This is a genomic window from Amycolatopsis sp. NPDC104863, assembly GCF_055582965.1.
This window is the reverse complement of the sequence record NZ_JBVJOW010000011.1, coordinates 177,518-202,594: the sequence shown is the minus strand read 5'-3', so window position 1 is coordinate 202,594 and position 25,077 is coordinate 177,518. Positions and strand designations below refer to the sequence as shown.

24 protein-coding genes are annotated in these 25,077 nt (G+C 70.3%); 16 read left to right on the top strand and 8 right to left on the bottom strand.

Going from position 1 to position 25,077, the window contains the following annotated elements:
* Entirely contained in the window at positions 1 to 810 is an 810-nt protein-coding gene (locus ACZ63J_RS44675) for a helix-turn-helix transcriptional regulator (RefSeq protein WP_465402484.1), read from the bottom strand.
* 134 nt (positions 811 to 944) lie between these two features.
* Between ACZ63J_RS44675 and ACZ63J_RS44670 the strand changes: the two genes are divergently transcribed.
* Complete coding sequence (locus ACZ63J_RS44670) at positions 945 to 1,676, top strand: dienelactone hydrolase family protein (RefSeq protein WP_465402486.1); 732 nt, start codon at positions 945 to 947, stop codon at positions 1,674 to 1,676.
* Here ACZ63J_RS44670 and ACZ63J_RS44665 read toward each other — a convergent pair.
* From ACZ63J_RS44665 to ACZ63J_RS44655, 3 genes are read right to left on the bottom strand one after another with little or no spacing between them, the layout of a single operon-like run.
* Positions 1,646 to 2,524, bottom strand: coding sequence for an ABC transporter permease (locus ACZ63J_RS44665; RefSeq protein ID WP_465336166.1), 879 nt, complete (start codon positions 2,522 to 2,524; stop codon positions 1,646 to 1,648). The two genes, ACZ63J_RS44670 and ACZ63J_RS44665, sit on opposite strands and share 31 nt — an antisense overlap.
* On the bottom strand, positions 2,521 to 3,495 hold the full coding sequence (locus ACZ63J_RS44660; protein ID WP_465314264.1) for an ABC transporter ATP-binding protein: 975 nt from the start codon (positions 3,493 to 3,495) through the stop codon (positions 2,521 to 2,523). The genes ACZ63J_RS44665 and ACZ63J_RS44660 overlap by 4 nt, the downstream gene beginning before the upstream one ends.
* The gene (locus ACZ63J_RS44655) at positions 3,492 to 4,589 is read right to left on the bottom strand and encodes a LolA family protein (protein WP_465402488.1); all 1,098 of its coding nucleotides are present in this window, start codon (positions 4,587 to 4,589) and stop codon (positions 3,492 to 3,494) included. The genes ACZ63J_RS44660 and ACZ63J_RS44655 overlap by 4 nt, the downstream gene beginning before the upstream one ends.
* A 147-nt stretch (positions 4,590 to 4,736) precedes the next feature.
* On the opposite strand from ACZ63J_RS44655, the gene ACZ63J_RS44650 reads away from it, so the two are divergent.
* From ACZ63J_RS44650 to ACZ63J_RS44640, 3 genes are read left to right on the top strand one after another with little or no spacing between them, the layout of a single operon-like run.
* Positions 4,737 to 5,453, top strand: coding sequence for a response regulator transcription factor (locus ACZ63J_RS44650; protein WP_465314262.1), 717 nt, complete (start codon positions 4,737 to 4,739; stop codon positions 5,451 to 5,453).
* A complete protein-coding gene (locus tag ACZ63J_RS44645) occupies positions 5,450 to 6,769 on the top strand; it encodes an ATP-binding protein (RefSeq protein WP_465336169.1) in 1,320 nt (439 codons plus the stop codon). The genes ACZ63J_RS44650 and ACZ63J_RS44645 overlap by 4 nt, the downstream gene beginning before the upstream one ends.
* Positions 6,770 to 6,816: 47 nt before the next feature.
* Entirely contained in the window at positions 6,817 to 7,206 is a 390-nt protein-coding gene (locus ACZ63J_RS44640; RefSeq protein ID WP_465402490.1) for a (deoxy)nucleoside triphosphate pyrophosphohydrolase, read from the top strand.
* A gap of 106 nt (positions 7,207 to 7,312) precedes the next feature.
* Here ACZ63J_RS44640 and trpS read toward each other — a convergent pair whose 3' ends face one another.
* On the bottom strand, positions 7,313 to 8,278 hold the full coding sequence (trpS, locus tag ACZ63J_RS44635; protein WP_465402492.1) for a tryptophan--tRNA ligase: 966 nt from the start codon (positions 8,276 to 8,278) through the stop codon (positions 7,313 to 7,315).
* 213 nt (positions 8,279 to 8,491) lie between these two features.
* On the opposite strand from trpS, the gene ACZ63J_RS44630 reads away from it, so the two are divergent.
* Complete coding sequence (locus ACZ63J_RS44630; RefSeq protein ID WP_465336172.1) at positions 8,492 to 8,791, top strand: YciI family protein; 300 nt, start codon at positions 8,492 to 8,494, stop codon at positions 8,789 to 8,791.
* Here ACZ63J_RS44630 and ACZ63J_RS44625 read toward each other — a convergent pair.
* Positions 8,788 to 8,943, bottom strand: a complete 156-nt coding sequence (locus tag ACZ63J_RS44625) for a hypothetical protein (RefSeq protein WP_465314257.1) — start codon at positions 8,941 to 8,943, stop codon at positions 8,788 to 8,790. The two genes, ACZ63J_RS44630 and ACZ63J_RS44625, sit on opposite strands and share 4 nt — an antisense overlap.
* Positions 8,944 to 9,137: 194 nt before the next feature.
* Here ACZ63J_RS44625 and typA point away from each other — a divergent pair, with 194 nt between their 5' ends.
* From typA to ACZ63J_RS44595, 6 genes are all read left to right on the top strand, one after another.
* Entirely contained in the window at positions 9,138 to 11,063 is a 1,926-nt protein-coding gene (gene typA, locus ACZ63J_RS44620) for a translational GTPase TypA (protein ID WP_465402494.1), read from the top strand.
* Positions 11,064 to 11,438: 375 nt separating this feature from the next.
* Positions 11,439 to 13,175, top strand: a complete 1,737-nt coding sequence (locus ACZ63J_RS44615) for an ABC transporter family substrate-binding protein (protein WP_465402496.1) — start codon at positions 11,439 to 11,441, stop codon at positions 13,173 to 13,175.
* Positions 13,176 to 13,465: 290 nt separating this feature from the next.
* Positions 13,466 to 15,277, top strand: a complete 1,812-nt coding sequence (locus tag ACZ63J_RS44610; protein WP_465402498.1) for an ABC transporter family substrate-binding protein — start codon at positions 13,466 to 13,468, stop codon at positions 15,275 to 15,277.
* Positions 15,278 to 15,465: 188 nt separating this feature from the next.
* The gene (locus ACZ63J_RS44605) at positions 15,466 to 16,482 is read left to right on the top strand and encodes an ABC transporter permease (protein ID WP_465402500.1); all 1,017 of its coding nucleotides are present in this window, start codon (positions 15,466 to 15,468) and stop codon (positions 16,480 to 16,482) included.
* Positions 16,475 to 17,404, top strand: coding sequence for an ABC transporter permease (locus ACZ63J_RS44600; protein WP_465402501.1), 930 nt, complete (start codon positions 16,475 to 16,477; stop codon positions 17,402 to 17,404). The genes ACZ63J_RS44605 and ACZ63J_RS44600 overlap by 8 nt, the downstream gene beginning before the upstream one ends.
* A gap of 82 nt (positions 17,405 to 17,486) precedes the next feature.
* Positions 17,487 to 18,503, top strand: a complete 1,017-nt coding sequence (locus ACZ63J_RS44595; RefSeq protein ID WP_465402503.1) for an ABC transporter permease — start codon at positions 17,487 to 17,489, stop codon at positions 18,501 to 18,503.
* A 225-nt stretch (positions 18,504 to 18,728) separates the two neighbouring features.
* Here ACZ63J_RS44595 and ACZ63J_RS44590 read toward each other — a convergent pair whose 3' ends face one another.
* Positions 18,729 to 20,510 (bottom strand): ABC transporter ATP-binding protein, encoded by a 1,782-nt coding sequence (locus tag ACZ63J_RS44590; protein WP_465336178.1) that lies wholly within the window; start codon positions 20,508 to 20,510, stop codon positions 18,729 to 18,731.
* A gap of 113 nt (positions 20,511 to 20,623) precedes the next feature.
* Here ACZ63J_RS44590 and mshB point away from each other — a divergent pair, with 113 nt between their 5' ends.
* The 4 genes from mshB to ACZ63J_RS44570 all read left to right on the top strand — a co-directional run bounded on the left by mshB (position 20,624) and on the right by ACZ63J_RS44570 (position 23,490).
* Positions 20,624 to 21,469: an N-acetyl-1-D-myo-inositol-2-amino-2-deoxy-alpha-D-glucopyranoside deacetylase gene (gene mshB, locus ACZ63J_RS44585; protein WP_465402505.1), complete on the top strand. Its 846-nt coding sequence runs from the start codon at positions 20,624 to 20,626 to the stop codon at positions 21,467 to 21,469.
* Entirely contained in the window at positions 21,466 to 21,858 is a 393-nt protein-coding gene (locus tag ACZ63J_RS44580; protein ID WP_465402506.1) for a hypothetical protein, read from the top strand. Before mshB ends, ACZ63J_RS44580 begins: the two co-directional genes overlap by 4 nt.
* Entirely contained in the window at positions 21,851 to 22,642 is a 792-nt protein-coding gene (locus ACZ63J_RS44575) for a hypothetical protein (RefSeq protein WP_465314247.1), read from the top strand. The genes ACZ63J_RS44580 and ACZ63J_RS44575 overlap by 8 nt, the downstream gene beginning before the upstream one ends.
* Positions 22,643 to 22,734: 92 nt before the next feature.
* Complete coding sequence (locus ACZ63J_RS44570) at positions 22,735 to 23,490, top strand: hypothetical protein (protein ID WP_465402508.1); 756 nt, start codon at positions 22,735 to 22,737, stop codon at positions 23,488 to 23,490.
* Positions 23,491 to 23,498: 8 nt separating this feature from the next.
* Here ACZ63J_RS44570 and ACZ63J_RS44565 read toward each other — a convergent pair whose 3' ends face one another.
* Positions 23,499 to 24,260 carry a site-2 protease family protein gene (locus ACZ63J_RS44565; protein WP_465402734.1) on the bottom strand — a complete coding sequence of 254 codons (762 nt, stop codon included), beginning with the start codon at positions 24,258 to 24,260 and terminating at the stop codon, positions 23,499 to 23,501.
* A gap of 261 nt (positions 24,261 to 24,521) precedes the next feature.
* On the opposite strand from ACZ63J_RS44565, the gene ACZ63J_RS44560 reads away from it, so the two are divergent.
* Positions 24,522 to 24,809, top strand: coding sequence for a WhiB family transcriptional regulator (locus tag ACZ63J_RS44560; RefSeq protein ID WP_465314302.1), 288 nt, complete (start codon positions 24,522 to 24,524; stop codon positions 24,807 to 24,809).
* Positions 24,810 to 25,077: the final 268 nt, after the last annotated feature.

Genomic DNA, 25,077 nt, shown 5'->3' with positions numbered 1-25,077 from the left:
TCAGCCGGCCCAGTGCGCGAGGAGGTCCAGCGCGGACTCCGACGGGCTGCCGGGTTCCGCGGTGAAGGTCACCAGCCGCTGGCCCGAGGAGTCCGGCAGCTCGAAGTTCTCGAACCGCAGCGTCAGCTCGCCCGCGACCGGGTGGCGGAAGCGCTTGCGCCCGTGCGTGCGCTGCTGCACCACCCGGCCCGACCACAGCGTCCGGAACGGCTCGCTCCGCAGTGTCAGCTCCCCGATGAGGGTCGCGAGCGCCTGGTCGGTCGCGTAGCGCGCCGCGACCAGCCGCAGCTGGCCGACGGTGGCGCGGGCGACGTCGGGCCAGTCCGGGAACACCTCGCGGCTCGCCGGGTCGAGCAGGCAGAACCGGGCGAGGTTGCGGGACGGCGTCGCCGCGAAGTCGAAGAACAGCTGCGCGGACAGCGGGTTCCACGTGAGGACGTCGAGCCGGTGGTCGAGGACGAGGGCGGGGACGCGGTCCAGCTTCGCCAGCAGCTGCACGAGCTCCGGGCGTGCCCGGCGGGCCGACGGCGGCCGGGCGGGCCGGGCCGACGCGAGGTCGTGCAGGTGACCGCGTTCGACGTCGTCGAGCCGCAGGGTCCGGGCCAGCGCGTCGAGGACCTCGGGTGACGGGCCGCGCGCCCGGCCCTGCTCCAGGCGGACGTAGTACTCGACGCTGATCCCGGCGAGCTGCGCGACCTCCTCGCGCCGCAGGCCGGCCACCCGTCGCCGGGGGCCGGTGAGGATTCCGCTGCCGGCCGGTGTCGCGGCTTCGCGGCGCGACTTCAGGAAGCGGCCCAGTTCCCGGTCCATGCGTGCCAGTGTGCGGCTTTTCCGCGCCGCGGGCCTGGCCCTGCTGGTACCAGGAACGACGGACCGTCCCCACGACAGGGGCTGGGACCGCATGCCGGTGCACGGCAAGCTCGGCCGGGACGAAAGGACTTCCCATGTGCCACAGCACCGAAAGCCGCCCGCCCGCACCGCCGATCCGGGGCGAGGTGGCGGCGGACGGACCCCTGACGCTGACCTCGAGCGTCGAGTTCCTCGCCCACCACGCGGTGCCCGCCGCGCCGAACGGCCGCAAGATCGTCCTGTTGCCGGACGTCCGCGGGGTGCACGCCTTCTACCGCGACCTGACCCGCCGGTTCGCCGAAGCCGGGTTCGAGACGGTCGCCGTCGACTACTACGGCCGCACCGCGGGACTCGGTGCGCGGGACGACGCGTTCGACTGGGAAAGCCACCTGCCGCAGGTGCGGCCGGACGACGTCGCGGAAGACGTCGCCGCCGCACGGGACTTCCTCGGCGACGGGCCGGTGTTCACCGTGGGCTTCTGCTTCGGCGCCGGTCAGTCGTGGCGGCTCTCGGCGGCGGACCTCGGCCTCGCCGGGGTGATCGGCTTCTACGGCCTGCCGAAGCTGGTCGAGGACGTCGTCGACGACCTCGAAGCACCGATGTTGCTGCTGCTGGCCGGCGAAGACGTCGCGACGAGCCGCGCCGAGTTCGACGCCTTCACCGGTCCGCTCGACGCGGCCGGCGTGCCTTACGAGCAGCACGTGTACGCGGGCGCGCCGCATTCGTTCTTCGACCGGTCACACGCGGAGTGGGGCGAGGCCTGCGACGACGCGTGGCGCCGCATCCTCGCCTTCACTCAGCCGTCGCGAGTGGACAGTCGTGCGTAGGCCAGCGACAGCCCGATCACGATGTAGCACGCCGCCCGCAAAGCACCCTCACCCAGCATCTGCGTGCCCATCGGGTCCTGCAGGACCTCCGCCGGGGCCATCGACCAGTCCTTCGTCAGCAGGAACGGGTGCAGCCAGTCCAGCGACGAGAGGAACCCCAGGATCGTGAACACGATGTCGGCCGCCAGGACCGAGGCCACCACCAGCATCGGGTGCTCGGTCCAGCTGGAGATCGCCAGCGCCACCGCGCCGACCGCCCACAGCTGGAGCACCACCCAGGCCGCCATCAGCAGGATCCGGGCCAGCGCGCCGCCCAGGGACAACGTCGTGCCGGACAACGTGAACAGCGAGTCCGTGCCGTTGATGATCAGCCCGGTCACCACGCCCGTCACGCACATCGCCAGCACCGAGACCACCGACACCGTTGCGACGCCGAACGCCTTCACGGCCAGCAGCCGGCCGCGGCCGACCGGGGCGATCAGCCAGCCGCGCAGGGTGCCGTGGGCCGTCTCGCCCGCGATCGCGTCCGCGCCCGCCATGGCCGAGGCCAGCGGCAGGAGCAGGGCCAAGGACATCACGACCGCCGCGATCGGCAGCACGAACGCGTTGTTGACCGCGGACGCCAGCAGCGCCCCGCCGCCCTCGTCCGGGCCGCCCCCGCCGGCCGGGGTGTCGTCGACCAGCGTCAGGCCGATGCCGATGATCACCGGGATCAGCGCCAGCAGCCCGAGCACGGCCAGCGTGCGCGGCCGCCGGAAGATCCAGCGCAGCTCCGCGGCCAGCAGCCGCGGCAGGGGCACCGTGTCGTGGCCCGTGCGGGCCACCGGGGCCTCGAGTACCGCCGTCATTCCGCCCCCTCCGTCAGCCGCGCGAACAGGTCTTCCAGCCCGGTGCGGGCCCGCGTCGCCTCGTGGACCGCGACCCCCGCGCCCACCAGGACCTGCAGCACCCGCGGCGCTTCCGTCGCCGTCAGGTCGGCGCGGACGCCGTCCGGCGTGAGCCGCGCGCCGATCCGGTGCTCCCGCAGCACTTCCACGGCCTGCTCGGCGTCCGGCGTGCGGACCAGCAGGGCCGCGTTCCCGGACTCCAGCAGCTCGGCCAGCTCGCCCTGCGCGACGACGTTCCCGGCCTGCAGCACGGCCACGTGCGTGCAGGTCGCCTCGACCTCGGCCAGCAGGTGCGACGACACGAGCACGGTCACCCCGTCGGCGTGCAGCTCGGCGACGATCCTGCGGATCTCCCTGGTACCAGCAGGGTCGAGGCCGTTGGTCGGCTCGTCGAGCACGACCATCTTCCGCGGCACGAGCAACGCCGAGGCGAGCCCGAGCCGCTGCTTCATGCCGAGCGAGTAGCCCTTGTAGCGCCGCCGCGCGGCGGCGGTCAGCCCGACGCGCTCCAGCGCGGAGTCCACGGCGGACGGGATCCCGGACGACGCCAGCCGCGGTTCGGCCGCGGCGAAGCGCAGCAGGTTGTCGCGTCCGGAGAGGAACGGGTGGAAGCCCGGGCCTTCGACCAGCGCGCCGACGTCCGGCAGCGCGTGCGCCGCGGCTTCGGGCATGCGACGGCCGAGCAGCTCGACCTCGCCCTCGGTCGGCCGGACCAGGCCGAGCAGCATCCGGATGGTGGTCGTCTTGCCCGAGCCGTTGGGCCCGAGCATCCCGACGACGGCGCCTTCCGGGATGTCGAGGTCGACGTGGTCCACGGCGACGGTGCTGCCGTAGACCTTGCGCAGTCCCCGGGTGCGCGCGGCGAGGGGAACCGCCGGGGCGGACGCCTCCGAAGAGACGTCCGCCCCGGACTCCACAGTGGTGCTGGTCACTTCTGACCCAGCGCTTCGTAGAGGACCTGCTCCGGCACCGCGCCGGCGGCGAACCGGCCGTCGTCGGTCAGCACCGCGGTGCCGACCTTCGTGGTGACGAGGTAGCCGCTGCCCCAGGCGCCGTTGACCTTCTTGGCGAAGCGCTCGAGCAGCGCCTTCGGGTCGGCGTTGGCGCCACCGCGGCGCTCACCGGACTGCTGCTTCGGCGCCGCGTTCAGCGCGTCCGCCGGGACCTTGCCCGTGACGACGGTGTCCCAGCCGTCGCCGACGACCTTGGTGTCCTGCTTGGCCTGCTCGGCGAGGTCCTTGTCCTTCTGGTCGACCGTCGGCGTCTTCTCCTGCACCTTGGCGCCCTTCGGCGGGGTGAAGGTGAAGAGGTCGGCCGGCTGCTGGGTGAACTGGATCTCGGTGAACGCGACCTCCAGGGCCGGCGTCGACGTCCCGTTGCTCAGCACCGACACGCGCAGCGGCATCCGCGTCTGCGAGTCGACCGCGACGCGGATCTCGCGCAGCAGCGTCCGCTCGGTCGGCTTCGGCGTCAGGACCAGCTCGTAGGCCGGGCGGTCCGCGACCGTCGCGGTGCCGTCGACCGACACCGTGCTGCTCTCCCGGACCTTCGCCAGCAGCTCGGTGCTCGCCGCGACCGGGTCGGCGGTCTTGTCGCTGCCCGCGCCCTTCTGCTGCGCGACGTCGGCCGGGATGGTCACCTTGGTCGCGGTGTTCGTCTTGGAGCTGTAGTCCCAGACGGTGGTGCCGTTGTGGACGACGGTCTCCTGGCTCGCGCCCTGCGTGACCGCCAGCCGGCTCTTGCCCGCGCCGTCGGTGAAGATGTGCGCCGAGTCCATGTTCAGCGCCGACGCCCCCGGCACCGCGTTGCCCACGGCGGGCAGGCCCAGGTCGTTGCTGACCTTCACCGTGCCGTCGAACGCGCCCGGCTTCGCCTTCACGACCGACTGCACGAGGTCCTCGGCGCTCACCTGCGGCAGCGCCGGCTTGTCGTCGGCACTGGCCGGCATCGCGACGAACGCGAGCCCGCCGGCGCCGAGCGCGGTGCCGACGACCGCGGCGGTGATGCCCTTCGTCTTCGGTTTCATGCGTCTCTCCCTGTGGTGTCCCGGGCTCGAGTGTGCCCGGCTCCCTGGCCACGACGCTTCCCTCTCGAGGCTGAGATACCCCTGAAGGTTCTCCCTTCCACGCTGAGATCGTGCTGAGAGATCCCACAGGACCTGCGCAAACCGGCCATGATGAGGAGCGTGAAACCTCGGGTGCTGGTGGTCGACGACGAACCGGGCGTGCGGAAGGCGCTGCAGCGCGGGCTGCGCGCGGAGGACATGGACGTGGTCACCGCCGCGGACGGCCCCACCGGCCTGCAGCTGGCGGGCACCGGCTCGTTCGACGTCATCCTGCTCGACATCATGCTGCCGGGTTTGTCCGGTTACCGCGTGCTGGAGCGGCTGCGCAAGGACGGCGTCACGACGCCGGTGCTGCTCGTCTCGGCCAAGGACGGCGAGGTCGACCAGGCCGACGGCCTCGACCTGGGCGCCGACGGGTACCTCGTCAAGCCGTTCTCCTTCGTGGTGCTGGTCGCGCAGGTCCGCGCGGTGCTGCGCCGCGCCGGGCCGGAAGCGGGCCGCGGCACGCTGAAGCTCGGCGCGCTGGAGGTCGACCGCGGGCTGCGGCAGGTGCACTGGAACGGCGAGGAGGTCGGGCTGAGCCCCCGCGAGTTCGCGCTGCTCGAGGTGCTCGTCGGGCGCGCGGGCACGGTCGTCACGAAGGACGAGCTGCTGCGCGCGGTGTGGGGTGAGGAGCAGGCCGTGACGCGCAACCTCGTCGAGGTGTACGTCGGGTACGTGCGGCGCAAGCTCGACGCCGTCGGCGCGGGCGCGCTGCTGCGGACCGTGCGCGGGCACGGCTACCTGGCCTCGGACGCCCAGCTCGACGAGGTCATCACCCCGTGATCCCGTGGTGGCGGGGCCGGTCCCTGCAGGTCCGGATCACCGTCCTGGCCGCGACGATCACCCTGGCCTGCCTGCTCGGGCTGGCCGCGCTGGCCGCGGCGAAGCTGTCCCCGCTGCTCATCGACTCGGTCGACCGCGAGCTGGCGGGCGCGCTCGGCCCGGCGAGCGCCGAGGTGGGCGCGGGACGGCCGCTCTCCGGCGCCGCGCCGGTGACCCTGCGGGTGCTGGACATCTCGGGTGCGCCGGTGGACGGCGGCACACCGTCCGGGCTGTCGCCTTCGGACGTCTCGACGCTCAAGGCCGGCCAGCCGGTCCAGGTCGACGGCGCGCGGTACCTCGGCACGGTCGTCAGCGCGCCGGACGGGGCGCAACGGCTGGTCGTCGCGGGCGCCGGCCTGGTCGGGTTCTCGGCCGCGGTGCACTACGGCGGGGTGTGGCTGGTGGTCGTCGCGTCGGTCGGCGCGCTGGTCGCGGGCCTGGCGACGTGGCTGGTGGTGCGGCTGTCGCTGCGGCCGGTGGCGCGCATGCGCGGTTCGGTGCGCTCGCTGCCGCCGGGCGCGCGGCTGGCCCTGCCCGACTCCCACGACGAGCTGCGCGCGCTCGCGGAGGAGTTCAACGCGCTGCTGGAGCGGCAGGAGCAGGCGAGCGACCGGCTCCGGCGCTTCACCGGCGACGCCGCGCACGAGCTGCGGTCGCCGGTCGCCTCGATCCGGGTGCAGGCCGAGGTGGCCGTGACGAACCCGGATCCGGAGCTTTCGCAGGAGACGTTGTCGGACATCTTGACCGAGGCCGAGCGGCTCTCGTCGCTGCTCGACGGGCTGCTGTCGCTGGCCCGCTCGGACGCCGGAGAGGTGCCGGCCGCGGAGCCGGTCGAGCTGGTCAGCGAGGTGCGCGCGGCCGTCGCGCGGCTGCCGGCGGGAGCGCCGGAGACGCGGGTGAGCAACGCCGTCGCGCAGGCCTGGGCGTCGTCCGCGCACGCCGAGGTGGAGCTGGTGCTCGACAACCTCCTGCGCAACGCGTGCCGCTACGCGCGTGGCGAGATCGTGGTGTCGGTGCTGGCGTCGCGGGCGTCGGTGCGGGTGGTCGTCGACGACGACGGCCCGGGCATCGCGCCGGAGCACCGAGAGAAGGTGTTCGACCGCTTCTACCGGATCGCCGACGACCGGGCCCGGTCGTCCGGCGGGACGGGACTCGGGCTGGCCATGGTGGCGGAGACGGTCCGGCGGCGCGGCGGGCGCGTCCAGGTGGGGGAGTCACCGGACGGCGGCGCGCGGTTCGTGGCCGTCTGGCGTACGGCCGCGGGCGGGGAAGCGTGACGGCTCGGCGAGGCCGGGGAAGTGGCTTCCGGGTAGATTCCGGGGCTGTGAACGGTGTGATCGTGGGTGCCGCCCTGGTGCGTGACGGCAAGCTGCTGGCCCAGCAGCGGGCCTGGCCGCCGGGGCACGCGGGGCAGTGGGAGCTGCCCGGCGGACGGGTCGAGACCGGTGAGTCGGACGCCTTCGCGCTGGCCCGCGAGTGCAGCGAGGAGCTCGACGTCGTCATCGAGGTCGGCGACCGCGTCGGGCCGGAGGTGCCGCTGCCCGGGGACAAGGTCCTGCGCATCTACGCCGCGACGCTCGTCTCGCCCGGCGAAGAGCCGCGCGCGGTGGAGCACCTCGCGGTCCAGTGGCTCGGGCCCGACGACCTGGACGACGTCGACTGGCTGCCCGCGGACCGCATCCTGCTGCCGGCCTTCCGCGCGCTGCTGGCCTGACCGCGGCGTGGGCCCGGCGGTGGCGGCGGGAGCTGCTCGAGCGCCTGCCGGACCCGGCCGACCACCCGCTCGTCCCGCGCTGCCACCGCCACCGCTCACCCGACCTTCAACAGGCGCCGATCATCCGCAGCGCCGCGTCGACCCGGTGGGCGCCGCGTTCCCGCGCGCGCTCGGCGCCCGCTTTGCGGACCTTCTCCAGCTCGGCGGCGTCTTCCAACAGGGTTAACGCTCGTTCACGCACGGGCCGCAGCTCCTCGATCACGGCGTCCGCGACGGCGTCCTTCACCGCCCCGTACGACGTGAACTCCTCGGCCAGGTCCGCCGGCGAACCACCCCGGCACGCGGCGAGGATCTCCAGCAGGTTCGCCATCCCCGGCCGGGTGTCCGGGCTGTGCACCGGCACCGAACCGCCGTCGGTGACCGCGCGGCGGATCTTGCGGCGGACCTGGTCGGGCTCGTCGAGCACGAACACCACGCCGACCGCGTCCCGCGTCGACTTCGACATCTTGCGCGTCGGGTCGGTCAGGTCCTTCACCCGCGCGCCCGCGGGCGGGAGCACCGCCTCCGGGATCGTGAACACCTCGCCGTACGTGCTGTTGAAGCGCTTGGCGAGCGTCCGCGTCAACTCGACGTGCTGGCGCTGGTCCTCGCCGACCGGCACCTCGTCCGCGCCCTGCAGGAGGATGTCCGCGGCCATCAGCGCCGGGTAGGTCAGCAGCGACAGTCGCACGCCCGCCTGGCCCTTCGACTTCTCCTTGAACTGGATCATCCGCGCGGCCTCGCCGTAGTTGCAGGTGCACTCCAGGACCCAGGTCAGCGCGCCCAGCTCGCGGGCGAGGTCGGACTGGACGAACACCCGCTCGGGGTCGATGCCGGCGGCGATGAGCACGGCGAGCTGCTCGCTCGCCAAGGATCGGAGTTTCGCCGGGTTGTGCGGAGTCGTCATGCCGTGCAGGTCGGCGACGAAGTACAGGTCGTCCGGCCCGCCTTCGCGAGCCCAGCGGCGGACGGCGCCGAGGTGGTTGCCGAGGTGGACGTGACCCGACGGCGTGATGCCGGACAGCTTGCTCATGTGTCTTCCCTTCGAGGTGGGACCACCCCGGGAGAAGGCACAAAAAAGGCCGCCCGTCCGGGGCGGCCGCTGGAGTTCAGCGCAGGGTCAGTGGGCCGCCGAGGGCGGCCACCAGCTGGCAGTCTGCGCGTGCATGCCCCGACTATAGCCCGATCCGTCAACACTCGGTCACGACGGCCGCGCGCCGGGCCGGACGGGTCTACCGTCTTAACCATGTATGTCGTCCTGCTGAACTACACGGCTCCGATCGAGGAAATCGACTACGCGTTGCCCGACCACGCGGAGTGGCTGAACAAGCAGTACGAGCACGGCCACTTCCTCGCGTCCGGGCGGCGGAACCCGCGCGTCGGCGGCGTGATCATCACGCGCCCGATGTCCCGCGGGAAGCTGGACGCGATCCTGGCGTCCGACCCGTTCGCGGTGAAGCACCTCGCGCAGTACGAGGTGATCGAGTTCTCGCCGACGAAGACGGCGCCCGAACTGCGCCAGGTCAACGAGGCGGTGGCGCACTAGGCGGCGAGGTCCAGCTTCTCCTTCGCCTTCTTCAGCGCGAGCACCGGGCACTTCTTGCAGCGCGGCTTCGACCGGCAGCACTTCTTCTTGACCTTGCCGGCCTTCATCAGCTTGCGCACGACCTTTCGCGGGTCCTGCGGCTTCTTGCCCACGCGCACGCACCTTCCGATTCGGCGACGTTCACCGGGTTTCCACGTTAGGTCAGCCTAACCGACGTGGGGGCGTGGGGCCGCTCACAATGGGGTGGCAGGTATCCTGGGTGAGGTCCGCGTGTGACCAGAGCCGGTCACGGGATGCCTGACGGGCTTACGCGGCCATCCAACCCTTGAAGTTCAGGAGTTCTCGCGTGCCCGCAGCCAGCGCTACCGTCGAAACCGGCCGGGCGACCGGTAAGACCCGGCCCGACCTGCGCAACGTCGCGATCGTCGCCCACGTCGACCACGGCAAGACGACCCTCGTGGACGCGATGCTGCGCCAGTCCGGCGCCTTCGCCGAGCGGGCCGAGCTCGTCGACCGCGTGATGGACTCCGGGGAGCTGGAGCGCGAAAAGGGCATCACGATCCTCGCGAAGAACACCTCCATCCACCGCCAGACGCCCGAGGGCTCGGTGACGATCAACGTCATCGACACCCCCGGCCACGCCGACTTCGGCGGTGAGGTCGAGCGCGGCCTGGCCATGGTCGACGGCGTCGTCCTGCTGGTCGACGCGTCCGAGGGCCCGCTCCCGCAGACCCGCTTCGTGCTGCGCAAGACCCTCGAAGCCGGCCTGCCGGTGATCCTGCTGGTCAACAAGACCGACCGGCCCGACGCCCGCATCGCCGAGGTCGTCGAGGAGACCCACGACCTGCTGCTCGAGCTGGCCAGCGACATCGAGGACGCCGACCACGACGCGATCCTCGACCTCCCGGTCGTCTACGCCTCCGCGCGCGCCGGCAAGGCGAGCCTGGAGCAGCCCGCCGACGGGGAGATCCCCGAGAGCGAGAACCTCGACCCGCTGTTCGACACGCTGCTCCGGCACGTGCCGCCGCCGGCCGCCGACCTCGACGCGCCGCTGCAGGCGCTGGTCACCAACCTGGACGCGTCGAACTTCCTCGGCCGCATCGCGCTGATCCGCATCCACGCCGGCAAGCTCCGCAAGGGCCAGACCGTGGCCTGGATGCGCGAAGACGGCACCGTGCAGAACGTCCGCATCTCCGAGCTGCTCGTCACCGAGGCGCTCACCCGCGTCCCGGCGACCGAGGCCAGCGCGGGCGAGCTCGTCGCCATCGCCGGCATCCCGGACATCACGATCGGCGACACGCTCGCCGACTCCGAGACGCCGGTGGCGCTGCCCCGGATCACCGTCGACGAGCCCGCGATCTCGATGACCATCGGCGTGAACACCTCGCCGCTGGCCGGGCGCAACGGCGGCGACAAGGTCACCGCGCGGCTGGTCAAGGCCCGCCTCGACCAGGAGCTGATCGGCAACGTCTCGATCCGCGTCCTGCCGACCGAGCGCCCCGACACCTGGGAGGTCCAGGGCCGTGGCGAGCTGGCGCTGGCCATCCTCGTCGAGCAGATGCGGCGCGAGGGCTTCGAGCTGACCGTCGGCAAGCCGCAGGTGGTGCTGCGCACGATCGACGGCAAGCTGCACGAGCCGTTCGAGCGCCTCTACATCGACTCGCCGGAAGAGCACCTCGGCGCGATCACCCAGCTCCTGGCCGCCCGCAAGGGCCGCATGGAGGACATGAGCGGCAACGGCAGCGGCCGGATCAAGCTCGAGTACGTGCTCCCGTCGCGCGGCCTGATCAGCTTCCGCACCGACTTCCTCACCGAGACCCGCGGCACCGGCATCGCGAACCACGTGTTCGAGGGCTACTTCCCGTGGGCGGGCGAGATCCGCACCCGCCACAGCGGCTCGTTGGTCGCCGACCGGACCGGCCCGGTCACCGCGTACGCGATGATCCAGCTGGCCGACCGCGGCACGTTCTTCGTCGAGCCGGGCGCCGAGGTGTACGAGGGCATGGTCGTGGGCGAGAACCCGCGCTTCGAGGACCTCGACATCAACATCACCAAGGAGAAGAAGCTGACGAACATGCGTCAGTCCTCCGCCGACGTGATGGAGACGCTGGCCCGCCCGCGCAAGATGGGCCTGGAAGAGGCGCTGGAGTTCTGCTCGGTCGACGAGTGCGTCGAGGTCGCGCCGGCGGTCGTGCGCGTCCGCAAGGTCACGCTCGACGTCAACACCCGCGCGAAGGAGCGTTCGCGCGCGAAGAGCCGCGACAACGCCTGATCCGAAATCGCGAAAACCTCCCGGCGGTCACCGCCGGGAGGTTTTTCGTTTCCGCCGTCAGTCACCCTGGGTGGATATCCGGCCGACCCGAAGTCACGAATTCGGCCGTTCTTCTCCTTATATCTTTATAGGGCTCCGACGGCTTCGAAGCCTGGTGTTCACCCTCGCGTGAATCCCGTCCCGTGTCCGGGCCGTGTTCGTTCCGCCGTTCCGGAACGGTCCGGGAACCCGGACGGTCCTCCGTGCGTCCTTTTCGATAGCGGCACCAAGGGGTGCCGGACCCGGCCGATCCGGGTGTGGGAATCTCGGTTCCGGACGCGAAGGCGGTCGTGGGAGCATGGCTGACCCGATCGGCGGAATCTGGGAGGACGGGGCGTGCGGGTGAATCGCAAGGCGGGGCCGGTACTGGCACTCGCGGCCGTGCTGCTCGCCGCCTGCTCGAACACCCCGCCACCGCCGGTCGTCTCGTCGTCGGTGGCGCCGGTGTCGACCACCGGCAAGACGCCGTCGCAGATCGTCGTCGGGGTCGACGACGTGCTCGGCGGGTACAACCCGCACAACCTCGCGGACTCCTCGCAGGTGACCTCGGCGCTCTCGCAGCTGCTGCTGCCCTCGGTGTTCCGCCAGAAGGACGACGGCAGCACCCAGCTGGACAAGAACCTCATGAAGGCCGCGTCGGTGGTCTCGCAGCAGCCGTTCGTGGTCGGCTACGACATCCGGCCGGACGCGTCCTGGTCCGACGGCGCGCCGATCGCCGCCGAGGACTTCGACTACCTGCGCACCCAGATGCGCGACCAGCCCGGCGTGATCGGGCCCGCCGGCTACCGGCAGATCACCGACCTGCAGTCCCGCGAAGGCGGCAAGCGCGTCGAGGTCACCTTCGCGAAGCCGTATCCCGGCTGGCAGACGCTCTTCTCGGACCTGCTGCCCGCGCACCTGCTCAAGGACGCCCCCGACGGGTGGCGCGGGGCGCTGGCCTCGAACTTCCCGGCCATCGCCGGCCCGTTCTCGATCAAGAGCCTCGACACCGCCCGCGGCGAGGTCATCCTCGAGCGCAACGAGCGCTACTGGGAGAAACCCGCCGCGATCGACCGGATCGTGCTGCGCCGCTCGGACCCGCAGACCCTGCTGGCCGCGCTGCAGAGCGGCAACGACCAGTTCGCGCTGGCCAGGACCACCGGCGACCAGCTCAAGCGGCTCGGCGACCTCGGCCCGGCGGTCAAGCTGCACACGGTGGCCCGGCCGCTGGTGGCCGACGTGCTGCTGCGCCCGGTCAGCGCCACCCTGCACGACACGCAGGTCCGCGCGGGGATCGCCGCGCTCATCGACCGGAGCAAGCTGATCACCGAAGGGGTCAACGGCGGCCCGTCGTCGGCGCTGCACGCCGACGCCCAGGTGAAGGCGCCGTCGATGAGCGGGTACTCGGCGACCATCCCGCCCGGCCCGCCGACCGCTCCCGACGTCGCGAAGGCCGAGGAGTCGCTGAAGGCGGCCGGCTACACCAAGACCGCGGGCAGCTGGCGCAAGAACGGCAAGGCGCTTTCGCTGGTCATCGCCTCGCCCGGCACGCAGGAGCCGTACGCGTCGATCGCCAAAGAGCTCACCGGCCAGCTCGCCGCGCAGGGCATCGAGGTCAACCCGATCACGCCGCAGCCGCGTGACCTGTTCAGCGGCCTGCTGGCGATGCCGGTCGTCGACGGGGTCCAGCAGCCGACCGGCGACTCGGCGGGCAACGTCGGGATCGACATCGCCGTCGTGCCGCAGGCGACCGGCGGCGACACGGCGTCGGTGCTCGCGTCGACGTTCGGCTGCCGGCTGGAGCAGACCGCCACGAACGCCGATCCGAACAAACCCGTCGTTCCGGGCAATTCGGCGGGGTTCTGCGACCCGGCGCTGCAGCCGTCGATCGACGCGGCGCTGTCCGGGTCGACCCCGATCGCCGAAGCGCTGACCACTCTTGAGCCTGAACTTTGGCGCCAGAACGTGGTGATTCCGCTGTTCCAGATGGCTGACACCCTGGCGATCGGCTCCGGCATCTCGGGCGTCACACCGGGTCCCCCCATGGTGGGCCCGTTCGGGTCGGCGGTGAACTGGACTCGCGGCCCGAAGTAATCGCTCGGCTACGCATTCAGTACTACCGGGTGATCTTCACTGACGCCTTCGAGTAGGAGTCTTTGAATCCGTGAGGTAACCGTCGTATTTCTGGATGTCCACTGGAAGTCACCCTTTGGTCACGATCGACCCTGAACTGGTGACTGTCGGTGCTTTTCCTTTCTAGCGTGCACCCGCAGTGCGCCAGTTGAGTGTCGCTTGGCGTGTCGTAGGCTCCGGCCCATCCAAACCGGAGCGGTGTGGGCCCTTGTCCCGATATTCAAGGGCTCAGTGCTAGGAGGGCACACTTCATGAGGAGATCCAAAGCAGTCTCCGCTTTGTCGCTCGTCGCCGGCGCTTCGCTGCTGCTGAGCGCCTGCAGCGGCGGCGATTCGGGTTCGGGCAGCACGGACACCAACGGATCGTCGACCGACGTCAAGGCGATGGCTGTCGGCAAGGCCGAGACCGGTGACCTGTTCAAGCTCGCGGGCACGCCGGCGTACGACGGTACCGTCACGATCGGTATCGACGACGGGTACTCGGGGTACAACAACCAGACCCCGGACACCAACAGCTCGTACAACAACTACATCCTGGCCGCGGTGCTCTCCGGTACGTTGAAGCTCGACGGCAACAACAAGGTGCTGCTGAACAGCGACGTCTTCGAGTCGTGGGACGTCACGTCGAAGGAACCGCAGCAGGTCACCTACAAGATCAAGCCGAACATCAAGTGGTCGGACGGTCAGCCGTACGACTGCAAGGACATGTACCTGGCGTGGCTGTCGCAGAGCGGCCTGGCCAAGGGCCCGGACGGCAAGAACCCGTTCAACTCGGCTTCGACCACCGGCTACTCGCTGATCAACAAGGCGACCTGCAAGGACAACCTGACCTTCGTCACCGACTACAGCGAGCCGTACCTCGACTACAAGGGCCTGTTCAACGCTCCGGCGATCATGCCCGCGCACATCCTCGAGGCCAAGACCGGCATCGCCGACATCACCAAGCTGGCCCCGACCGGCGACCCGGCCCAGGTCAAGGCCGCCGGTGACTTCTGGACGAACGAGTGGAAGGGCTTCAAGGCGGACATCATGCCGTCGTCGGGCCCGTACAAGATCACCGCGTTCGACGCCAACCAGAAGGCCGTCACCCTCGAGAAGAACCCGCAGTGGGCGGGCGGCAAGGGTGGCCCGTCGAAGATCGTCGTCCGCGCCATGGAAGACACCAAGGCCATGGCGACCGCGCTGCAGAACGGTGAGATCGACGTCGCGGCGTCGACCCAGCCGGACGCCACCGCGGCCCAGACGATGAAGGGCCTCGCGGCGCAGGGCGTGACCTACGGGTCGGCCCCGCAGCTGACCTACGAGCACCTCGACCTGAACTTCAAGCGCATGTTCGCGGACAAGGACCTGCGCAAGGCGTTCTTCGAGTCGGTGAACCGCAAGGAGATCACCGACAAGCTGCTCAAGGAGGTCCAGGCGGACGCGGAGCCGCTCAACAGCCTGGTGTTCTTCCAGGGTGAAGAGGGCTACACCGACCTGTACAGCAGCAAGGCGGGCCTGGGCGCCGACGCGGCGGCCAAGACCCTGACCGACGCCGGCTGGGTCAAGGGTGGCGACGGCATCTTCGCGAAGAACGGCGTGCGTGCCTCGTTCAAGATCACGCACAACCAGAACGCGCGTCGCAGCCAGACCGTCGAGATCATCATCTCGCAGGCCAAGGCCGCGGGCATCGAGGTCAAGGACGAGACGGACGCCAACTTCCTCAAGGGTGGCCGCGTTTCGACCGGTGACTACGACATCGCGCTGTTCGGCTGGTCCGCCCAGCCGTTCAAGGCGGAGTCGCGCTCGATTTACGTCTGCCCGGACAACGGTGGTGAGCAGAACTACCAGGCGCTGTGCGACAAGAAGATCGACGACCCGTACACCGCCGCGGTGAAGGCCACCGACGAGCAGGTCAAGCTGCAGAAGTACCAGGAGGCCGACAAGGCCATCGCGGACGACTACGCTTCGCTGCCGCTGTTCCAGACGCCGAGCATGTGGGCGTTCAAGGGCATCGACCGCGTCTACATGCAGTCGTACGACGGTGTTCTGTGGAACGTCGGCGAGTGGGAGCAGAAGAAGTAGGGCTCGTCCCGACTCTTCTTTCCCCTCGCTCCAGATGACCTGGGAGGTACCGGGGGTCCGGCCACAAGCCGGGCCCCCGGTACCCACCGGAAGTAGCTGTTGACCGTAGGGTTACCACCACTACGGTAGACAACCGGGTAGCGGTCCAGCGCACTTCTGACGACCAGGCCCGGATGAGGAGCAGTTCGTTGAACCTGGTGATCTACATCCTTCGCCGTCTGGCGATATCGATCCCCGTCCTGCTGGTCGGGACTTTCTTGTGTTTCGTCATGGTCGCCGGCACCGGCGACCCGCTGGGCGAGCTGCGGCAGAACCCGCAGATCAGCAAGGAAGCGCTGGCCGCCACGGCCACCAAGCTCGGTCTCGACCAGGGCATCATCCCCCGCTACTTCTCGTGGCTCGGTGACTTCCTGACCGGCGACTGGGGCATCTCCATCGCCCAGGGCAACGCCCTCGCGCCGGTCGCCCCCAAGGTGATGGCCGCTCTCGGCGTCACCTTCAAGCTGGTCGTCGGGGCCGAGATCCTCGCGCTGATCATCGGCATCATCGTCGGTGTGCTGGCCGCGGTGAAGCAGTACTCGATCATCGACTACATCGCGACGACCCTCGCCTTCCTGCTCTTCTCGATGCCGATCTTCTGTGTCGCGATCGTGCTTAAGCGCTACGCGATCGAGATCAACGGCTGGGTGCGCGACCTGGGCCTGTCCGACGTGCTCGGCAACCCGTGGCTGCGGACCACCAGCCCGGAGCAGCTGAGGACCGACGGCGTCGGGGACTTCATAACCAGCACGATCGGCGCGTACCTGCTGCCGACCCTGTCGATCATGGCGATCAGCTTCGCCGCGTACAGCCGGTTCCAGCGCGCCTCGATGCTCGAGGTCATGGGCTCGGACTACGTGCGCACCGCGCGCGCCAAGGGCCTCGCCAACGGCCGGGTCATCTTCCGGCACGCGTTCCGCAACGCCCTGATCCCGGTGACGACGCTGTTCTCGGTGAACTTCGGCTCGGTCCTCGCCGGCGCCATCATCACCGAAACGGTCTTCAACTGGCACGGTATGGGCACGCTGCTGGTGGAAGCGGTCACGAAGAACGACACTCAGGTCATGATGGGCTGGCTCGTGGTGATCGCCTCCCTCGTGATCATCGCCAACCTGATCGCCGACCTGATGTACGGCATCCTGGACCCGAGGATTCGCGTTGGCTGACTTGAACTCTCTTATCGCGAGCGAAGCCGCGAGCACCGAAGGCACACTCCCTTCGGAGGCCCTGCCGGAGCCCCGCAGCCAGGGCAAGCTGGTGCTGCGGAAGTTCCTGCACCACAAGCTGGCGATGGCGTCGTCGGCCGTGCTGATCGTCGTCGTGCTGCTCAGCATCCTGATGCCGATCTTCTGGAAGCACAGCTACCAGGACAGCTCGTTCCCGTCCTTCGCCAAGCCGAGCGGCGACTTCCCGCTCGGGACGACGCAGGTCGGCAAGGACATGGTGTCGCAGGTGCTGCGCGGGACGCAGTACTCGCTGCTGATCGCGCTGACGGTGTCGATCCTCGCCACCGTGATCGGTGTCGTGTTCGGCGCGGTCGCCGGGTACCTGCGCGGGTTCACCGACTCGGCGATCTCCCGGGTGACGGACCTGTTCCTGATCATCCCGCAGATCGCCGCGGCGGCCATCCTCGCCAAGGTGTTCGGCGGCGGCACGTGGTACATCGTCGCGCTGGTGCTGTCGGCCTTCGCGTGGATGCCCATCGCCCGGATCACCCGGGCCGAGGCGATGTCGCTGTCGCAGCGCGAGTTCGTCGACGCGGCGCGCGCTTCGGGGGCCGGCGTCTCCCGGATCATCTTCAAGCACCTGGTGCCGAACATGGTCGGCAGCATCACGGTCAACGCGACCCTCGCGGTCGCGCAGGCCGTGCTGGCGGAAGCCGCGCTGTCGTTCATCGGCCTCGGTGTCCAGCTGCCGGACACCTCGCTCGGCCGCGTCATCCTGGAGAACTACGCCCAGCTGCAGACGCGGCCGGCGCTGTTCTTCGGGCCGTTCATCGTGCTCGTGCTGATTTCACTGACGATCAACTTCATCGGTGACGGTCTTCGCGACGCCTTCGACCCGCGCCAGCGGAGAATGAAGGCCTGAACGCACGACGCGGGGGTGACCGGGTTCCGGTCGCCCCCGCGTCCGTTCACCGCCGCCGACCCGCCGGAACTGGGGGTTTCGGATGAACCTGGTGCTCTACGTGCTCCGCCGGCTGGTCATCTCGATCCCGGTGATGCTGGTCGGCACGTTCCTCTGTTTTGTCATGGTGGCCAACACCGGCGACCCGCTTGGCGAGCTGCGGAGCAAACCCGGGATCAGCGCGTCGGCCATCGCCGACACCGAGCACAAGCTGGGCCTCGACCAGAGCGTCTTCGCCCGCTACTTCACCTGGCTCGGGCACTTCCTCAGCGGCGACTGGGGCATCTCGATCGCGCAGGGCAACGCGTTCACGCCGGTGCAGCCGAAGGTGATGGCCGCGTTCGGGGTGACGCTCGAGCTGGTGCTCGCGGCCTCGATCCTGGCGCTCTTCTTCGGGGTGTTGGTCGGGGTGCTCGCGGCGGTCAAGCAGTACTCGATCTGGGACTACGCGGCGACGACGCTGGCGTTCCTGATGTTCTCGATGCCCATCTTCTGCGTCGCGATCGTCCTCAAGGGATACGCGATCCGCGCCAACATCTGGGTGCGCGACCTGGGACTGGCCGACGTCCTGGGTGACCCCTGGCTGCGCACGACGAGCCCGGAGAGCCTCTCGGCCACCGGAGTGGGTGACGCGCTCGCGAAGTACGTCGGCGCGTTCCTGCTGCCGACGCTGTCCATCATGGCGATCACGTTCGCGGCGTACAGCCGGTTCCAGCGGGCGTCGATGCTGGAGGTCCTGGGCGCCGACTACGTGCGCACGGCGCGCGCGAAGGGCGCGTCGAACAGCCGGGTGATCTGGCGCCACGCGTTCCGCAACGCGCTGATCCCGGTGATGACGCTGTTCTCGGTCAACTTCGGCGCCACGGTGACCGGCGCGATCATCACGGAGACGGTCTTCAACTGGCACGGCATGGGCACGCTGCTGGTGGAGGCGGTCAACAAGAACGACCCCCAGGTGCTGATGGGCTGGCTGGTGGTGATCGCGGCGAGCGTGGTGATCGCGAACCTGGTGGCTGACCTGTTGTACGGCATCCTGGACCCCAGAATCCGCGTCGGCTGACAGCGGCTTCCGGACGACACGCGTACCCAGCCGGACGACACGTCGGAGTCCGCTCCAAGGCGGTCGTGTCGTCCGTCCAGGTACGCGTGTTCGCTTCTCGGGTACGCGTGTCGTCCGTCGGTGTACCAACCTGGACCCGGGACCCGCGTCGGCTGAGCTCTCGGTCCGGGAACGACGAAGGCCGCCACCCGAGCCGGGTGGCGGCCTTCAGTGCGTTTCAGAGCCTCAGTCGGCGACTGGGGCCAGCTTGCCGGCCTCCCAGGCCGCGCGGCGCTCGGCCTGCAGCACCGGGTCGGCGACCGGGGCCGCCGACAAGAGACGGCGCGTGTAGTCCTGCTGCGGCGAGTGCAGCACCTGGTCACGCGTGCCGACCTCGACGAGCTTGCCGTGCTGCATCACCGCGACGCGGTCGGCCAGCAGGTCTACCACCGCCAGGTCGTGGCTGATGAACAGGCACGCGAACTGCAGCGACTGCTGCAGGTCGAGGAACAGGTCCAGCACGCGGGCCTGCACCGACACGTCGAGTGCGGACGTCGGCTCGTCGGCGATCAGCAGCGCCGGGTCGAGCGACAGCGCGCGGGCGATCGCGACGCGCTGGCGCTGGCCGCCCGACAGCTCGTGCGGGTAGCGGTTCATGTAGTGCCCGCCCAGCTCGACCTTGTCGAGCAGCGACCGCACCCGGGCCGACAGCTCCTTGCCGCCCAGCACCTTGTGCAGCACCATCGGCTCGGCGATCGACTCGCCGATCGTCATCTTCGGGTCCAGGGTGGACGCCGGGTCCTGGAACACGATCGAGAAGAAGCGGCGCAGCGGCCGGATCTCCTTGGCCGACATCTTGGTGATGTCCTTGCCCGCGATCGCGATGGTGCCCTCGGTCGCGCGCAGCAGGCCGACGGCGCAGCGGCCGACCGTCGTCTTGCCGGAGCCGGACTCGCCGACCAGGCCGACGATCTCGCCCTTGGCGATGGTCAGCGAGACGTCGTCGACCGCGCGGTTCTTGTTCTGGCCGCGGCGGCCGGGGTACTCGAGCACCAGGTTCTTGATCTCGAGGGCCGGCGCGGCCTCCTCGATCACGGCTTCCAGCTCGGCGTCGGCCAGCCGGATCTCCTCGGCGATCTTGGCCGCCTCGGTGCTGTCCGTGGCGATGCCGGCGTCGTCGAGCAGCCGGCGGCCCTCGGGGCGCTGGCCGAGCACCGGCACCGCGGCGAGCAGCCGCCGGGTGTAGTCCTCCTTCGGCGACGCGAACAGCTCGCGCACCGGCGCCTCTTCGACGATCTCGCCCTGGTACATCACGATGACGCGGTCGGCCATGTCGGCGACGACACCCATGTCGTGGGTGATCAGCACGATCGCGGTGTCGAGGGTGTCGCGCAGCTTGCGCAGCAGGCCGAGGATCTCCGCCTGCACGGTGACGTCGAGCGCGGTGGTCGGCTCGTCGGCGATGATCACCTGCGGGTCGCAGGCGATCGCCATGGCGATGACGACACGCTGGCGCAGACCGCCGGAGAGCTGGTGCGGGTACTGCTTGAACCGCAGCGGCGGGTTCGGGATGCCGACCATGTCGAGCAGCTCGACGGCGCGCGCGTCCGCGGCGGCCTTGGAGATCTCCTGGTGGGAGCGCAGGGCCTCGCGCAGCTGCCAGCCGACGGTGTAGACCGGGTTCAGCGCGGTCATCGGCTCCTGGAAGATCATCGCGACCTGGTTGCCGCGGATCTTCTGCATGTCCTTCTCTTTGAGGTCCGCGAGGTTGCGCTCGCCGAGGCGGAGCTCGCCGGCGATCCGGCTGGTCTTGGGCAGCAGGCCCAGCACCGACATCGACGTGACGGACTTGCCGGACCCGGACTCCCCGACCACGGCGACGATCTCGCCGGGCTTGACGTCGAACCCGATGCCCTTGACGGCGTTCACGACGCCGTCCTCGGTCTGGAACGACACGCTCAGGTCGGAGATCGACAGAACGGATCCGGACACGCCGGCGACGTCCGCCGAAGTTGCTTCAGTGCTCACCAAGATGCCCTTCGTGGGGGTACAGACGATCGCGACGCGGCGGTCGCGACTCGCGCGAGGATAACCGAGGGTGTCCCCGACGAAGGTCGGAGCACGGGAATTACGCTCAACCCGTGATCTCCCCGGTACCGCGCAGGCTGCTCTTCGTCCACGCCCATCCCGACGACGAGAGCATCACCACCGGCGCCACGATCGCACGATACGCCGCCGAGGGGGCCGAGGTGACCGTGGTGACCTGCACGCTCGGTGAGGAGGGTGAGGTCATGGCCGGCCTGCCCGAGCTCGCCGGCCTGGGCGCCTGGGCCGCCGACCAGCTGGGCGGGTACCGCGTCGCCGAGCTGAAGGCCGCGTGCGCCGCGCTGGGGGTGTCACGACATCGTTATCTCGGCGGGATCGGGCGATGGCGCGATTCGGGCATGGCGGGCACGCCGTCGGCGTCGCACCCGCGGGCGTTCACCGGCGGCTCGCTCGACGAGCAGGCCGCGCAGCTCGCCGAGGTGATCGAGGAGGCGCGGCCGCAGGTCGTCGTCACCTACGACGCCTTCGGCGGTTACGGCCACCCCGACCACATCCGCGCGCACGAGGTGACGATGGCGGCGGCGACCCGCGCCGAGCCGGTCGTGCGGGTGTTCCACACGGTGGCGGCCAGGAGCGCGACGCACGCCGGGCTGGCCGCGCTGCGGTCCGGTGAGCCGCCCGCCTACCGCGTCCCGCCGGACGACGAGCTGCCGGCAACCCCGGACGAAGAGATCACGACGACGCTCGACGTCGCCGCGTACGTCCCGGCGAAGATCGCGGCACTGCGCGCGCACGCGACGCAGCTGACCGTGGTCGACGGCGCCGTCCCGTACTTCGCCCTCACGAACGAGATCGCCCAGCCGATCCTCGCGAAGGACTCCTTCGTGCTGGCCCACGGGCCCGCCGAGGGCGCGGCGGACGACCTGTTCGGCGGGCTGTGACCGTGCCGGAGCCACTGACCCGGGAGCAGCGGCTGCTCCTCGTGCTGCTCGTCTTCGACACCGTGCTGCTCGGCGTGCTGGAGCTGTTCTTCCTGCCGCTGCGGATCGGGGTGGTGCCGCTGCCGGTGACCGTCCTGGTCGGCGCGGTGACGACCCCCTGGCTGGTGGCGACCACGGCGAAGCTGGTGCGCCCCTCTCTTTCGTGGGTACCCCTCGCGGTGTGGGTGCTCGTCGTCTTCGGGGTCGGCATGCTGGGCCCGGGCGGTGATCTCGTGCTGATCCAGGACTGGCGGGCGCTGCTCCTGCTCGGCGCCAGCGCGCTGCCCGGCGCGATGGTGCTCGGCGGCGGGCTGGGCCGGGCGGCGGGAAGGAAACCGGGACGTGGCTGAGGCGATTTCGGACAAGCAGGTCGTGGCGGTGCTGCGGCCGTTCGTGCGGGCGTGCGGGCCGATGCTGGACGCGTTGCGTGAGTCCGACCCGTTCGGGCTGCAGGCGCGTGCCCGGCGGGAGGAGACCGACGACCTCGCCGGTGTCGAGTCCGGGCTCAAGGCGAAGCTGATCCACGGCGTGACGTCGGTGAAGGTGCCCGGAACCGCCGCGTGGGCGCGCATGACGGGGTACGACCGGTCGAGCTGGTGGATGAACCGCGTCGGCCGCTTCACGGCGCTGCTGACGTCGATCCCCGGCCTCGGCGGAGCACTGGCCGACCGGCTCCCGGTGCAGGACGCGCTGGGAACGGCGTCCCAGGGGCTGCTGCTGTGCGCGATCGCGGGCGAGTACGGCGTCACCGACGTCGGCACGCGGGTCCGGCTGATCGCGTGGGTCCTCTTCGAGCGTGACGTCGACCCGGACCTGGCGGCGGGCCGGCATCCGGACCACGACGAAGCGGCGGAGGCGGACGAAGCGGCGAAGCTGACCGAGGAGCTGACGGAGTCCGAGAAGAAGCACGGCAAGGCGACGGTGAAGGCGGCGGCGAGCACGTTGTGGCGCCTCGGCCGCGGCCTGCTGGCGATCACGGGCGAGCTGGAGAAGCGCCCCCGCGGCAATTTTCTGCACCGGGCGATCGGCATGCTCCCCGTGGTGGGGGCGGCGGGGGACTACCTCGGTGAGCGTTCGGGCCTGCGGGTGGCTTGGAAGCGCGCACACGTTTGGCTGACGGAGCACCGGGGCTGATCTTCCCCGCGCGAGAGCCGTAACAACGCCCCAAGCGGCGGCGACTACGGCCACGCCCCGGCACCGGGGCCGCGAGGGAAGGGAACCGGGACGTGGCCGAAACGATCTCCGACCGGCAGGTGGTGGCCGTCCTGCGGCCGTTCGTGCGGGCCTGCGGGCCGATGCTCGACGCCTTGCGCGAGTCCGATCCCTTCGGGATGCAGGCCCGCGCGGACGATCTCGCCGGTGTCGACTCCGGGCTCAAGGCGAAGCTGATCCAGGGCGTGACCTCCGTGAAGGTCCCCGGGACGGCCGCCTGGACGCAGATGACCGGGTACGACCGGTCGAGCTGGTGGATGAACCGCGTCGGCCGCTTCACGGCGCTGCTCACCGCGCTGCCGGGCCTCGGGGGCGCGCTCGCCGACCGGGTGCCGGTGCAGGACACCATGGGTGCGGCGTCGCAGGGGCTGCTGCTGTGCGCGATCGCGGGCGAGTACGGCGTCACCGACGTCGGCACACGGGTACAGCTGATCGCGTGGGTGCTGTTCCACCGCGACCTCGACGCCGGCCTCGCGGCGGGCCACGACGACACCGCCGAGGCCGAAGAAGCAGCAAGGCTGACCGAAGAGCTCACGGCGTCGGAAAAGAAACACGGCAAGGCGACGCTCAAAGCCGCGGCGAGCACGCTGTGGCGGCTCGGTCACGGCCTGCGCGGCATCACCGAGGAGCTCGAGAAGCGGCCGAAGGGGAAGTTCCTGCACCGGGCGATCGGGAAGCTGCCGGTCGTCGGGGTCGCGGGGGACTACCTCGGTGAGCGGTCCGGGCTGCGGGAGACGTGGCAGCGCGCGCACGCCTGGCTCGGCCGCTGAGCCCGGCGTCAGTTCCAGAAGCGGAACACGCTCGCCCCGATCTGCGCGCCGTCCACGTAGCCGCCGAACAGGCCGAAGATCGAGTACGCGCCGTCCCACAGAGCCGCGTTCGCCGGCTTGATGAACCACAGGATCGCGAACAGGATGATCGGCGCCCACGGGCGGACCTTCGCGCCGAGCTCGCGCGCCTGCGGGGGCAGGTACGGCTCGATCGCGCCCCAGCCGTCGAGGCCCGGGATCGGGAGGATGTTCAAGATGAACGTCACGATCTGCAGCAGCGCCAGGTAGGAGATCGCGATCACCAGGCCGCCCGACATCGGGACCACCGAGACCACCAGCGCCAGCGCCGCGCCGACCGCGAGGTTGCTCAGCGGTCCGGCCAGTGACACCCACGACGACGTCGCCCGTGAGCGCAGCGCGCCGCGGTTGATCCAGACCGCGCCGCCCGGCAGCGGGATGCCGCCGATGATCAGGAAGACCAGCGGCAGCACGATCGAGAGCACCGGATCGGTGTACTTCCGGACGTCGAGGGTCAGGTAACCCTTGTGGGCGACGCTGTAGTCGCCGCCGCGGTAGGCGACCATCGCGTGGCCGAACTCGTGCAACGACAACGACGCCACCCAGCCGGCGGCGACGAAGATCACCACGCCGGCGATGAGCAGGGGGTCGCGGTCGCGGACGAAGATGGTGTTGATGTCACCGAACGCGGCCATGACGCCACCGGCGACGGTGAGCGCGAGGATGCCGAGGAAGACCGGGCTGGGGCGCACTGCTGACTTCTGCACGCCTCCAGTCTTCCGTATGCCCGGTGTGAAGTTACCGGCGTGTCCCCTTGCGCGATCGGGCCGAAGGGTCCCCCGAACTCGCTACTCCGCTTGACCTGACCGCACTACACGGGTGTAATCACAGTGATGTCATTCGCCGTCGAGGGGACGGCGAGTGTCGTTTCACCACCGCCAGCCTGGGGAGTGCTAGGGAGCGAGGAGGCGGACGTGCGGTTGGAAGCCGATGGGAAGGAATGGGGGCACGTCATGGGTTGGGGCGAGATCCCGGAGCAGGCTCTGGGAGATCTCACCGAGCTCATCGATGCCACCGACGAAGAGCAGGATTGGCAGGAACGCGCTCTGTGCGCGCAGACGGACCCGGAGGCGTTCTTCCCCGAGAAGGGCGGCTCCACCCGTGAAGCCAAGCGGATCTGCCTGGGCTGCGAGGTCAAGGACGAGTGCCTTGAGTACGCGCTGGCCCACGACGAGCGCTTCGGCATCTGGGGCGGTCTGTCCGAGCGGGAGCGCCGGAAGCTGAAGAAACGAGCGATTTGAAGCGAGACCGAGGGGTGAGCCGTGTTCGCGGAAAGCGCGAACCACGCTCGCGCTTCAAGTGTCTTCTGGGGGTGCAACCCCCAGACCCCGCCCGGGGGCACGCCCCCGGACCCCCGCTGTGGCTCGGCTGAGCGTGGATCAGCCGGATCTCGGGGGCCGGGGTTTTGCTGGTTTGTGTGACGCGCCCGCGTGGTTCCACCGCGTGGGCGCTTTGCATGGCACGCGGTGTGTGTGGGTTCACCACCGGGTGACGGGCCGGGGCCGTAGG